Below are 12,565 nucleotides of genomic sequence, written 5' to 3' on the forward strand. Positions count from 1 at the left end.
ACCAAGTTACGCCCACCGAAACATCCTGTCAAATACCCGCCCCTACTCCGCGATGAAGCGGATGGGCACGAGCAGCGAATCCTGGGTGGCCTTGGAGCGCACGAAGCGTAGGGCCCCCAGCACCCGCTGCGCCTCGGCGTCGAGGGCGCGGAGGGCGGCGGGTGGGTAGGCGCTTTCGGGCTGGGCCAGCTCGCGCTTGGTGACGCGCGGGGGCTGGCGCACCGAGCCGTCGGGCCGCACCTGCACGCTCACCAGCAGGCGTCCGGTGGGCAGCAGGGCATTGGGCTGGGCGGCCGTGGGCCGGGCCGCCTCCGGAAACTTGGCCTGCGCCGACACAAAATCGAAAAACTTGTTGCGGCCCGCCGCCTGCCGCTCCGGGTCGGGCTCGTGCCAGAAGCGCGGCAGCACGGGCGACACCAATTTGGCGGGCCCCGGCGCGGGCGGTGGCTCGCGGCGCTGCGGCAGCATGGGGAAGCCGGGGGCGGCGTATTGGGCGCGGGCGGGCCGGGCGGCCAGTAGCGCGCTTCCTGCCAGTAGTAGCCCAATTATCCAGTTTTTCATTCGATGCTTTATACGGCCACCGGGGCCTTAATGGCCGGCCACGGGTCGTAATTCTCCAGCTTAAAGTCGTCGTACTGGAAGCCAAAGATGTCGGTCACGGCCGGGTTAAGGCGCATTTGGGGCAGTGGGCGCGGGGCGCGGGTGAGCTGCAACTCGGCCTGTTCCAGGTGGTTACTGTACAAATGCGTGTCGCCGCCGGTCCAGATGAACTCGCCGGGTTGCAGGCCTGTCACCTGGGCTACCATCAGGGTGAGCAGCGCGTAGGACGCGATATTGAATGGCACGCCCAGGAATACGTCGGCCGAGCGCTGGTAGAGCTGGCACGAGAGCCGGCCGTCGGCCACGTAGAACTGGAACAGGGCGTGGCAGGCGGGCAGCTTCATGGCCGGCAGGTCGGCCACGTTCCAGGCCGACACCACCATGCGGCGCGAGTCGGGCGCGGTGCGGAGCTGGTGGATGATTTGGCTAATCTGGTCGATGTGGCCGCCGTGGCCGTCGGGCCACGAGCGCCACTGGTGGCCGTACACGGGGCCCAAATTGCCGTCGGCATCGGCCCACTCGTCCCAGATTTTTACGCCATGCTCTTTCAAGTATGCAATGTTGGTGTCGCCCTGCAAAAACCACAGCAATTCGTGGATAATGCTCTTCAGATGCACCTTTTTGGTGGTAACGAGCGGAAACCCCTCGGCCAGATTGAACCGCATCTGGGGCCCAAAAATCGACTTTGTACCCGTGCCGGTCCGGTCGGTTTTGATGGTGCCGTGGTCAAGGATTTGGCGAAGGAGGGCTTGGTATTGGTGCATGGAATGGGACGAGAAGCGTAGAGTATAAATGTGCTTAGTAGCCCTTGATTTAGGTAGTTCATCTAAAACGAGTAGCTCAAAGGTATCCCAAAGGCAAAAAAGCCACCTCTAACCGAGGTGGCTTTCCTTCTAAAGAAGTATCGCTATTATTAAGCCTACTGCCCCTCCTGGCCTTTGGATTCGTGGCGTTGAACTGCTGCCCGAATTCGAGAAGCCAACTCATACAGATTATCTAGCGAGGTAATATCCACTCGCTCACCGCCCTCTACATCAAACACTGTTACGTATTTCTTGCTACTGTTGAAATGAAGCCGGCAAATAGGCTTACGGTTATTATCATCCAGCAGAATACCACAATAAGAATGCACATCTCGCATTACTACCCGACTCACAGCTACTGTTTTACGCAGAATGGCACGCACAATCATGAAGCCTTCCGTTTCCTCCACAGTTGTTTCAATTTCTTTGTCAGCCGCTTCAGAAACTGCCGGTGGTTGTGCAAGCTCAGGCACTGCAATAGTTGGTATCTCAACCACTAAGGCGCTACTCGCGGTATCTAACATCGCCGACCGTAAGCGCATGGTTATCTTATCATTGAGAAACTGGTGAAACGAGCGATGCACCAAGATACTAAATTGCTCTTTCAGCTTCGGCGTAAGCGTACCGTCATAAATCTGCTTGGAAATGAAGTGGATAAATTCTGCTGAGGGCTGATTAAACTGCTCGTCAAAGTATTTTTTGAAAGCCCGCATGTATTTCAGATTGTAGGCAGCAAACAGCATATCATCAATGCTGAAATCAGCTTTGCTGAGCTTCTTAATTTCCGAAATATCGCTCTCCTGGAAATTGAATAAATCAAATTCCATAAATGGCCTTTCATCCATTTTATTGGCCTGTTCCAAGTCGGTAAACAGCTTGTAGTGAATTCCATTAGTCAAAATGGCAATCCGGGCCTCCGTTACGTGAAAGTAGCGAAACAGCTGGCTAGCGTGGTTAATATTCAAATCACCACCAACGTGTTTGCACTCAAACAGAATAATCGGCTTACCATCACGCATGATAGCGTAATCTATCTTTTCCCCTTTTTTGGTACCTATATCACAGATAAATTCGGGGACGACTTCTGTAGGGTCAAAAACATTGTAACCCAGTGCATTGATAAACGGCATTATTAGCGCCGTTTTGGTAGCTTCTTCTGTTTGAATATGCGCAATTTGTTTTTGAGCACGTGATGCTAAACTAGCAAGTTGGTCAGTAAGCTCCATCAATTGAAAGTGAATGAGTAATTGGTGTCGAAATATACTACCATATTGCACTATTTTAGGCTACCTATTCTTTGCTTTAATACGTAATCAACCTGAAATAAAAAGGGCCGCTCCTCATCGGGGCGGCCCTTTTTTATAAAACCGGCGAGCCGGTTCTTACATCGTTTTGGCCATCGGCTTGGCGGTGGCGGGGGCCCCGGCGGTTTTGGCGGCGGCCATTTTGGCGCGGCAGCAGGCGGGCATGCCGTCCATCTTGCCACCGGCGGTCATGCCTTTGGCGCACATGGCGGCGGTGGCGCCGGTGCAATTGTCTTTTTTGGCGGCAGCAGGCTTGCCGGGGCCCGAGTGGGCGAAGGCGGTGGTGCCGCTGGCAAACAGAGCGAGGGCGAGCAGGGTATTTTTCATGGCAGCAAATGAGAAATAAGTTGGCAGAAACAAAAGGAGGAAAGCGGGCGTTTTCGACCCGCCGCTACGCAAGATAGCACAAGCGGCCGACACTACGGCGCGGCCGGCCGGGGCCCCGTTTTCCTCCGCAAAACCTGGTTTTGCGCCTTGTTTTTTTATGTCCCTTCGCCGCTCCGCTTACTTCGCCCTGCTCGTGCTGGGGCTGCTCTCTGCCCTCAGTGCCTTCTACGTGGCCCAGCTGCGGTTCAACTACAATTTCAACGACTTCTACCCCGCCGGCGACTCCGACCTAGACTACTACCAGGGCTACACCCGGCGCTTCGGCAACGACAACGACTACCTGCTGCTGGGCCTGGAGGCCCCAAAGGGCCGCACCGTGTTCGACGCCGATTTCCTCGGCCGCGTCGATTCGCTCACGCGCCTGGCCCAGCGGCAGCGGCACGTGGTGGCCGTCACCTCCCCCACCACCCTCACCAACCCCGTGGTGGAGGGCCTGGGCTTCTTCAACCTGCCCTACCTGCGCCCGGCCGCCTACCGCGCCGACCCCGCCCAGCGGACCCGCGACTCCACCCTGATTTACCGCACGCCGGGCCTGGTGGGCAACGTGTTCAGCCCCAACGCCCGGGCCGTAGCCCTGGTGGTGCAAACCACGCCCGACCTTAAAAAGCCGCCCGGCGACTCGCTGCTGGCCGAATTGCGCGGGGGCCTCAAGCGCTACGGCTTCCCCGAGAGCAGCTACCACCTGGCGGGCCGCGCCGTGGCCCAGTCGGTGTTTGTGGACCGGCTCCAGCGCGAGCTCATCGTGTTCATGAGCCTCTCGGTGCTGCTCGTCACGGGGCTGCTGTGGTTCACGTTTCGCACCTGGTGGGGCGTGGTGCTACCGCTGGTGGTGGTGCTGGGGGCCATTTTGTGGGGCCTGGGCGTGATGGGGGCCTGCGGGGTGAGCATCGACCTGATGACGGCCCTGCTGCCGGTGATGATGTTCGTGGTGGGCACCTCCGACACGGTGCACATCATCACGCGCTACGTGGCCGAGCTGGGCTACGGGGCCAGCAAGAAAGACGCCCTGTGGGTCACGCTCAAGGAATCGGGCTTCGGTTCGGGGCTGTCGGCCCTCACCACCAGCCTGGGCTTTTTCACGCTGATGACCAGTTCCATCCGGCCCATCTACAACTTTGGGCTGTTCACGGGCATTGCCGTGCTGCTGGCCTTCGTGCTCAGCTTCACGCTGTTGCCGGCGCTGCTCACGCTCCTCAAGCGGCCGCAGCTGCGGGTGCCACGCAGCCAGGGCCACACCTGGGACGGCGTGCTGAGCCGCTTGTTCCGGCAGGTGCTGGCGCGGCGGCGGCTCATATTCGTGGTTAGCGGGCTGGTGGTGGCGGCCTCCATCGGGCTGGCCACGCGGGTGCACATCAACTCCATGCTGCTCGACGATTTGTCGAAGAGCGACCCCGTGCGGCAAGATTTTTTCTTTTTTGAGAAGCAATTCGCCGGCGTGCGGCCCTTCGAGCTGGAGCTGAAGCCGGCCCCCGGCCGCACCGTGTACGACCTGGCCGTGCTGCGCGAAACCGCCCGCATCGAGGACTACCTGCGGGGCCCCTATGGCCTGCGCTTCGCCGCCTCGCCCGTCACGCTCGTCAAGTCGGTGCGCAAGGCGCTGCACGGCGGCGGGCTCGAAGCCTACCGCCTGCCCGCCGATTCGGCCGAGCTGCGCGGGCTGCAAAGCAAGCTGCGCTTGTTCCGCAAGAAGCCCGAGTTTAGGGCCCTGGCGCTGCCCGACGGCAGCGCCGGCCGCCTCACCGGCCGCATGGCCGACGTGGGCAGCATCCGGGCCGACGCCCTGAACGCCGGGCTGCGCCAGTTCCTGCGCACTAGCATTGACTCCACGGTGCTGGGCACGCGCCTCACGGGCTCGTCGAACCTGATCGACAAGAACAACGAGAACCTGACGCTCAACATGATAACCGGCATGAGCATCGACATCCTCATGGTCACGCTCATCGTGCTGGCGCTGTTCAAGTCGTTCAAGATGACCATCATCGTGCTCATCCCCAACCTGGTGCCCATCCTCATCGTGGCCGGCGTGATGGGCCTGGCCGGCGTGAGCATGAAGGTGAGCACGAGCATCATCTTCACCATCGCCTTCGGCATCGCGGTGGACGATACCATCCACTTCATCAGTAAGTTGCGCCTCACCCTGGCCCACGAAACGTCCGTGTTCCGGGCCGTGCGCCACACCTACCTGCTGGCCGGCAAGGCCGTCATCGTCACATCGCTGATTCTGGTCGGCGGCTTCTCCACGCTGCTGTTTTCCTCGTTCGACGGCACGTTTTACGTGGGCTTCCTCATCGGCCTCACGCTTCTCTTCGGCGTCGTGGCCGAGCTCACACTGCTGCCGCTGCTCATTTTGTACTTCTACAAGCGCAAGCCAATCATCGAGAAGGTGCTGAATTAGGGCCCTGGGAAGAATACCCCGAACGCAACGGGGCCCTGGCAATGCATCGCCAGGGCCCCATTGCGTTCGGGATTCAGGCGTTTTTAATTGTCCCGAAATTTATTACCCGCCAGCTCACTCACCTGGCAAATGGAGCCCATGGCGTGCGCCAAGCCGTACATGGCCAGGGCCTTGGCTTTGTTTTTCCCCTTGTTGTAGTCGTAGGCGTCCTTCTTCCAGGCCTTGAAATTATGGCCGTTCAGCTGGTCAAAAATCAGGGAAATGTTGTGGCTCAGGGCCACGGTGGTGTGCCAGATGCCGTTGGGAATGAAGATGGTTTCGCCGGGCTTGAGCGTGACGCTGATGGGCGTGGCCTGCCGGTACTTGGGGTACTTTTCGTAGTCGGGCTTCAGGATGTTGATGGGCGAGATGAACCCGGAATCGTGCGGGTACAGCAGCGCCTCCTGGTCGCGCGGAAACACCACGAATTTCTTCTCACCGTAGAGCTGCGTAATCCAAGCGTTGGTGTGGAACATGTCCTTGTGCAAGGAATACTGGTTGCCCACGCCGCCGATGAACAAGTGGATGTTGTTGCCCAGCCGGCCGTAGGGGATCACCTTGCCCCTGAACCAGTTCGGGAAGGCGTAATTCATGTGCAGCGGCTCCACCATCGGCAGGAATTCGGCCAGCTGCTCAGGAATTTCGAACAGGATGGGGTACGGCGACGGGTGCTCGGGGGTGCTGTTGGCGGTGATGTCCAGGATTTCGCGCATCGCGTACACCCGGTCCTCGTGGGTGGTGGTGTAGTCGCCGAAACGCTCGCGGAAGAAGTCGGGCGTGAAGCTGTGCTCCGATTTCCAGCTGGCGGCCCCGTTCGTCAGCACCACCGGGATGCCGGGCTTGAGGTAGCGCTCCATAAAGTCGTCGTAGCTGAGCGACCCTAATTTTTCTATTTCCTGCATGGCTTTCACCTTTTAGCCGCTGGTACCAATCCCAACGTGCGAGTGAAAATAGAAATAATAGTTTTATTACGTGCATTTCGCTCGTAAACGGCGGCAAATCCTCCGCCAAGGGGCCCCACCGCTGGGCCAACGCCCCGGCCCCGGGCCCTGCTTACTTCGAGAGGTACACCGTTTTGCCCTCCTTGGCCGACTGCTTGGCGGCTTCCAGAATCTCCACCACAATCATGTTGGTGGGCAGCGACGAGAGCACGTCCTCCGGGGCCGTGCCGCGCACCACGGCCGCGAGGTAGGCAAACGGCTCGTCGTAGGGCGCGGGGGGCGCGGGGGCCGTCTGGTCCTGGGCGGGCTGCTTTTCGCTGAGCCGCACGCGCAGGTGGCTGCCATCCACCGTGAACACGGCGCCGGTTTGGCCATAAATCTCCATGTCCTTGCGCGCATACGGCCAGTTCCACGACGCCTGGATGACGCCCTCGGCCCCGGGGTAGTTCACGAGCACCGTGGCGTCGTCGTCCACCTTGGGGTACACGGCGGGCTTGAGCTGCCGCGTGACGGCCGTGACCGACGTGGGCCGGGCGCCGTGCATGAGCCAGGTGAGCAGGTCGGCGCCGTAGCAGCCGAAGTCCACTAGGGCCCCGCCGCCGTTTTGCACCGGGTCGGTCAGCCAGGCCAGGAATTCCGGGTTCACGTTGATTTCCTGGGGCCCCTGGTGGCCGTCGTGCACCACCACCTTGCGGATGGTACCGATGGCCTTGTCCTGGTCTACCAGCTGAAAAGCCTGGCGGTTAGAGCCGTACCAGGTGGTTTCGTAGTTGGTGAGCAGGTGGATGCGGTGCTTGGCGGCCAGTGCCGCCATCTGGCGGGCGTGGTCCACGCTCACGGCCAGCGGCTTCTCCACCATCACGTGCACGCCGCGGGGCGCGCAGGCCTGCACCACGGCCAGGTGCTCGTAGATGCTGCCAAAGGCCGTGACGGCCTCGGGCTTGGCTTTCTTCAGCATCTCGTCCAGCGAGCTGTACACCAGCGCCATGCTGAAGCCGTACTGCTTGGCGAGGCGCTCGGCCAGGGCCCTATTGGGCTCGGCGATGCCCACAATTTCGAGGTCGCCCCGCTTGGCGCGGCCCAGGATGCCGTGCACGTGGGCGTGGGTGAGGCCCGCCACGCCCACCCGCACGGGCCCGGCGGGCTTGGTTTGGGCCCCGGCGGGCGGGCCGGTGGCTAGCAAAAACAACAGGGAAAAGAGCGCAGCAAGGGTACGGAGCATGGGTTTAGGGCTTGGATGTTGGCGCGGAAAGGTAGCATTATTTCACGGCCACAGGCCCCCACTACACCAACCCGGCCCCGGCCCTGGGGCCCTACGCGGCCACCGTGCGGTACATCACGTCGGAACGCAGCACGTATTTCACGCCCTGCGTCACTTCGCTGCCTTCGTGGAACAAGCTGTGCAAGAAGATGAGCGCCATGCCCTGCCGGGGCCGAATGCGCAGGCCCCGAAACGTAGTGTCGCCGCCCTGGAAGTTGTCGTTCAAGTACACCATGAACGTGAAGTAGCTCGCCTCGACCTCGTTGCGGACGTAGCTCTCGTCGAAATGTCCCCGGAACTGGTGGCCGCGCTGGTATCGGTAGAACCGGAACAGTTCATTGAGGCCCAGAGCCTGGCTGTGGCCCAACTGCGCGGGCACAAACGGTTGGGCTTTTTGCCACAGCGCCTGGGCCAGGTCGTCGCTTGCGTGGAAAGCCCGGCTGTTGTTGCGGATGTCGGTGCGCACCCGGCTGCCACCGGCGGTGTTCACCTTGGCAAGCTCATAGCCAATTTTTTCGCTCAGCACGATGTTCTCCAGGCATTCCTGCCGGGTCATAAAATCCTCAACGGTAAAAATATTATCCGTTAACTGCGTGTATTTCATGATGCAAAGTAACTACTGGCTACCGCAAGGTCCGTTTTCGCAGCCTGCGAATAATTGCACCAGCAGCGAATAAGTATTCAGAAAGTTTCGGTTTAACTTTGTATTTCAAAGTTCTTTATAATTGTGAATACAACATATTTCGTTGCGCCGGGGTCCATCGTGCGCCGCATCTGGGGCACGGCCGATACGGTACTGTTCATCTTTGCCGGGGCCGCGGCCGAGTTTGCCCTCAACAAGGCCGTGGACTGGCTCTACTTCACCGGGCGGCTGCCGGCCGACCCGCTGGGCCGCTTGTTTTCGACGGTGGACTACGCCCGCCGCATCGTGTTTGCCGACCGCGCCGGGGCCGAGCGGGCCATCGACGCCATGGCCGCCATACACGCGGCGGTGGAGGCCAAGCGCGGCCGGCCCATCCCCGCCGGGGCCTACCGCGACGTGCTGTTCCTGCTCATCGCCTACTCCATTCGGGCCTTCGAGGTGCTGGAGCGGCCCCTCACGGGCCCCGAGCGCGAAGAAATTGTAGCCGTGTTTTGCCGCGTGGGGCAGCGCATGGGCATTCCCGGGCTGCCCACGGGCTACGCCGACTGGCAGGCCGCCCGCGCCGCACACCTGGCCGCGCACCTCGTCCCCAGCCCCTACACCGCCGACCTCTACCGTCAGTACCGCCGCCACCTGGGGCCCCTGCGCTACCCGCTGCTGCGGGCCGTGCAGGGCCTGGTGGTGCCGCCCACTGTGCGCGCGCTGCTGCACCTGGGCACTGGCGCGGCGGTGCGGCCGGCGCTGGCCGCGTACCGGCGCACCCGCCAGCTGGCCCTCAGCCAGTGGGCCAAAAGCACGTTGCTGCCCGCCGCCTACCGCGCCCGCATCCACGCCCTCGACGGGGCCCCGGCGGCCGAGGCGGCGCTGCCCCCGCCCACCGCGGCGCGGTGCCCAATGGGCCATTAGCGCTTGCGCCGCCCGCACCCCAGCCGGCCAGCCCAAGGCACTGGGGCAGCGCCCACGAGGCGCTGGTGCTGCGGCTTGCGCGGGGCGCAGCGCTGGCTGGCCCCGGCCCGGGGGCCCCGGCCGCTTCTAGTACCTTAGCGCGCTGCTCCCGGGCGGCTCCCTCGTTGCCGCGCCCGCAAGCACCCCAAGCCTTAATGCCCACAACTGCCATGAACACTCCCCTTCTACTGGCCGGCGCCCTGCTGCTGGGCCTGCCGGCTACGGCCCAAAACCTCGCCACCATGCATTGGCAAAACGCCCCGAAAAAATCAACCGTCACCGCCGCTAAGCTACAGGTGCAGGTAGACGGCGGCACCGATTTCTGGCGCGTGACGCACTACGGCTTTATCCGCGACAACGGCCACTTCTACTACCAGGAGCAGGAAGGCGACTTTCTGGCCAAGGTGAAGGTGGTGGGCCACTACCGGGACCTGTACGACCAGGCGGGCCTGATGGTGCGCCTCGACGAGAAAAACTGGATTAAAACCGGCATCGAGTACGTCAAGGGCGTGCAGAACGTGAGCGCCGTGGTCACCCGCGAGGTGTCGGACTGGTCGGTGGTGCCCCGCCAGGACAGCCCGGCCGCCGTGTGGCTGACGCTGCTGCGCAAGGGCGACTTCGTGGAAATTCAGTATTCGTTTGATAATAAGGACTTCAAGATGCTGCGCCTGGCCTACTTTCCGCCCACGCCAGGCCGCAAGGTGCAGATCGGCCTGATGTGCGCGGCCCCCGATGGCCAGGGCTTTCCCGTCGAGTTTGAGGATTTCGCGGTGACGCCCGTGCCGGCCGGCCCCAAAAAATAGCCCTTGGCCGCGCCTACTCGGCCGGCAGCGCCCGGATGACCCGGCAGGGGTTACCGGCCGCCAGCACGTTGGCGGGCACGTCGCGGGTCACCACGCTGCCCGCCCCGATGGTCGTGTTGTCGCCGATGCGCACGCCGGGGCACACCACGACCCCACCGCCCAACCACACGCGGCGGCCAATGGTGATGGGGGCCGCCAGCTCCGGCCCCTTGCTGCGCTCGGTGGCGCCCAGCGGGTGGCTGGCAGTGTAGAGCTGCACGCCCGGCCCCAGCAGCGTGTGGTCGCCGATGCGCACCGGGGCGCAGTCCAGGATGGTGCAGTTGTAGTTGAGAAACACGCGCTCGCCCAGGTAAATTTGGCTGCCGTAGTCGCAGAAAAACGGCGACAGCACGTCGCTGCCCGCCCCCAGGGCCCCCAGCAGCGCGGCCAGGTGGGCGGGGCGCGCCGGGTCGTCGGGCAGCAGGGCGTTGAGGTGTTGGAGTTGGCGGGCGGCCCGGTGGCGGCGCGCCAGCAGGTCCGGCGCCGATGCATCGTAGAGCTGGCCGGCCAGCATTTTTTCTAGTTCGGTGGGCATGGGGTGCGGCTGAGGCAGAGAGAAAACGACGTACGCGGCTAAAACACTTCCAGGTGGTGGTGCGCGGGGCGCGCTGGCCAGGGGGCCTTCGACCACGGCGAAGCAGGTTTCGAAACTAAAAAAGGGGCGCCGGGGCCCCAGCGGCTCAGGGCATGGTCATCACGGCGGCCATGGTTTCTATGCCGTCCCAGAGGTTGCCGAGGCGCAGGTTTTCGTTTTCGGCGTGCTGGTTGTTGTCGTAATTGGCGATGGGCACGGTGAGGGTGGTGGCCCCCAGCGCATCCTTGAAGGCGAAGAGCGGCAGGCTGCCGCCCGAGGTGGGCAGGCGCACCACCGGCGCGGCCACGGTGGTTTGCACGGCTGCCACCACGCGGCGGGCCAGGGGCAGGTCCATGGGCGTGCGCTGGGCGTTGTAGCCGGTTTCGGGCACCACTTGCACCAGGCGCGGGTGCTGGGCGCGCTCGGCGGCGGTGGGCGCGGCGCGCGTCACGAAGTAGCCTTGCTGCTCGAGGTGGCGCACCACTTTGGCCACTTGCCGCCGGGCGTCGTTGCCCAGCACGAGGCGCAAGTCCAGCACGGCCTCGGCGGTGGTGGGGATGACGTTGGCCGCCTGGGGCCCCACGTTGGCACTGCGCATGCCGTTGATGTTCAGCGAGGGCTGGTTGATGAGCGCGCTCAGCGACTGCCCCCGCCCGTCGGCCCGGGCGAAGCCCAGCCCCTGCCGGATGGCGGCGTCGTTGTTCGGAATCTGGCGCACGGCCTCCTGCTCGGCGGCCGTCAGCGGCACCACGTCGTCGTAGAAGCCGGTGATGGTGACGCGGCCGGTGCTGTCCTGCATCGAGCCCAGGAGCCGGGCCAGGGCCATGGCCGGGTTGGGGGCCCAGTTGCCGTAGTGTCCGCTGTGCAGCGGGCGCGTGGGCCCGTACACGGTCAGGGCCACGTTCACGTCGCCCCGGGCCCCGTACACCACCTGCTTGCGCCCCGACTGGTGCACAGGTCCGTCGCAGATGATCCACAGGTCGGACGCGAGCAGGGCCCGGTGCCGGCCCAACAGCTCGGCCAGATGGGGCGAGCCCCGCTCCTCTTCCCCCTCGAAGAAAAACTTGAGGTTGGCCGTGGGCTTCACGCCGCTTTCGGCCAGGGCCTGGTAGGCGGCCAGAATGGCCATCACCCCGCCCTTGTCGTCGGAGCTGCCGCGGGCGTACACGCGCCAGTCGGGGCTGAGGGGCGCGCCCGCCGCCGGCAGCGGCACCACCTGGCCGCCGGCGCTGAGGGCCCCCGTGGCCAGCACGGGCGCAAACGGGCTCAGGCCCGGGGCCCACTGGGCGGGGTTCACGGGCTGGCCGTCGTAGTGAGCATAAAAAACGAGCGTGCGCGTGGCCCCGGGCACGCGCACCTCGCCGAACACGGCCGGCGGCACGCCCGGCGTGGCCGCCCCCAGCAGCTGCACCCCGCCGATGCCGCGCTGGCGCATCATCTCGGCGATGGCGCCGGCCGTGCGGCGCAGCCCGGCCGAGTCGGCCGCCACGTTCGGAATGGCCAGCAGCTGGGTGAAATCGGCCAGCAGCGCGCGCTCGTGGCGCTGGCGGTACTGCCGCACTTTCTGCAGCACGGGCACGGGCGGGGCCCCGGCGGCCAGCAGCCCGGCCACCGCTGCGCCCAGCAGGGCCCCCAGCAAGTAGGTTTTCTTCATGCCCGCAAGTAAGCCTGGAAACTGCTACCCGTTCGGGCATAAGTACCAAGCAGGCCCGGCCCCGGCCCGCCGCCACCGGCCTGGCGTCGGGCCGGGGCTCACGTCGCTTCCGCCTTGCGCCGGCCACCTGGGGCCCCAAAATGCAAAAAGAGAAGCGGCAAGCCGCTCCTCTTTTTC

At 63.6% G+C, this 12,565-nt stretch carries 12 protein-coding genes; 3 read left to right on the plus strand and 9 right to left on the minus strand.

Going from position 1 to position 12,565, the window contains the following annotated elements; genetic code table 11:
* Window positions 1-42: 42 nt before the first annotated feature.
* From EAH73_RS16025 to EAH73_RS16040, 4 genes are all read right to left on the minus strand, one after another.
* Window positions 43-561: a hypothetical protein gene (locus tag EAH73_RS16025; RefSeq protein WP_140468351.1), complete on the minus strand. Its 519-nt coding sequence runs from the start codon at window positions 559-561 to the stop codon at window positions 43-45.
* An 8-nt stretch (window positions 562-569) separates the two neighbouring features.
* Entirely contained in the window at window positions 570-1,364 is a 795-nt protein-coding gene (locus EAH73_RS16030; RefSeq protein WP_140468353.1) for a thymidylate synthase, read from the minus strand.
* 155 nt (window positions 1,365-1,519) lie between these two features.
* A complete protein-coding gene (locus tag EAH73_RS16035) occupies window positions 1,520-2,629 on the minus strand; it encodes a type I restriction endonuclease (protein WP_140468355.1) in 1,110 nt (369 codons plus the stop codon).
* A gap of 156 nt (window positions 2,630-2,785) precedes the next feature.
* A complete protein-coding gene (locus EAH73_RS16040; protein ID WP_140468357.1) occupies window positions 2,786-3,034 on the minus strand; it encodes a hypothetical protein in 249 nt (82 codons plus the stop codon).
* A gap of 157 nt (window positions 3,035-3,191) precedes the next feature.
* Between EAH73_RS16040 and EAH73_RS16045 the strand changes: the two genes are divergently transcribed.
* Window positions 3,192-5,489 (plus strand): efflux RND transporter permease subunit, encoded by a 2,298-nt coding sequence (locus EAH73_RS16045; RefSeq protein ID WP_140468359.1) that lies wholly within the window; start codon window positions 3,192-3,194, stop codon window positions 5,487-5,489.
* 83 nt (window positions 5,490-5,572) lie between these two features.
* Here the strand turns inward: EAH73_RS16045 and EAH73_RS16050 are convergent, their stop codons facing one another.
* The 3 genes from EAH73_RS16050 to EAH73_RS16060 form a co-directional block, all read right to left on the minus strand.
* A complete protein-coding gene (locus tag EAH73_RS16050) occupies window positions 5,573-6,430 on the minus strand; it encodes a cupin-like domain-containing protein (protein WP_140468361.1) in 858 nt (285 codons plus the stop codon).
* 151 nt (window positions 6,431-6,581) lie between these two features.
* The gene (locus tag EAH73_RS16055; protein WP_140468362.1) at window positions 6,582-7,691 is read right to left on the minus strand and encodes a Gfo/Idh/MocA family protein; all 1,110 of its coding nucleotides are present in this window, start codon (window positions 7,689-7,691) and stop codon (window positions 6,582-6,584) included.
* Between the two features lie 91 nt (window positions 7,692-7,782).
* A complete protein-coding gene (locus EAH73_RS16060; RefSeq protein WP_140468364.1) occupies window positions 7,783-8,334 on the minus strand; it encodes a 2OG-Fe(II) oxygenase in 552 nt (183 codons plus the stop codon).
* 123 nt (window positions 8,335-8,457) lie between these two features.
* On the opposite strand from EAH73_RS16060, the gene EAH73_RS16065 reads away from it, so the two are divergent.
* Window positions 8,458-9,279, plus strand: coding sequence for an oxygenase MpaB family protein (locus EAH73_RS16065; RefSeq protein WP_140468366.1), 822 nt, complete (start codon window positions 8,458-8,460; stop codon window positions 9,277-9,279).
* A 209-nt stretch (window positions 9,280-9,488) separates the two neighbouring features.
* Window positions 9,489-10,121 carry a DUF1349 domain-containing protein gene (locus EAH73_RS16070; protein ID WP_240047290.1) on the plus strand — a complete coding sequence of 211 codons (633 nt, stop codon included), beginning with the start codon at window positions 9,489-9,491 and terminating at the stop codon, window positions 10,119-10,121.
* Window positions 10,122-10,134: 13 nt separating this feature from the next.
* Here EAH73_RS16070 and EAH73_RS16075 read toward each other — a convergent pair whose 3' ends face one another.
* Both EAH73_RS16075 and EAH73_RS16080 read right to left on the minus strand, forming a co-directional pair.
* On the minus strand, window positions 10,135-10,695 hold the full coding sequence (locus EAH73_RS16075) for a sugar O-acetyltransferase (RefSeq protein WP_140468367.1): 561 nt from the start codon (window positions 10,693-10,695) through the stop codon (window positions 10,135-10,137).
* A gap of 145 nt (window positions 10,696-10,840) precedes the next feature.
* Window positions 10,841-12,388 (minus strand): M20/M25/M40 family metallo-hydrolase, encoded by a 1,548-nt coding sequence (locus EAH73_RS16080; RefSeq protein ID WP_140468369.1) that lies wholly within the window; start codon window positions 12,386-12,388, stop codon window positions 10,841-10,843.
* Between the last annotated feature and the right edge of the window lie 177 nt (window positions 12,389-12,565).

Source organism: Hymenobacter nivis, assembly GCF_006439025.1.
Lineage (GTDB): Bacteria > Bacteroidota > Bacteroidia > Cytophagales > Hymenobacteraceae > Hymenobacter > Hymenobacter nivis_A.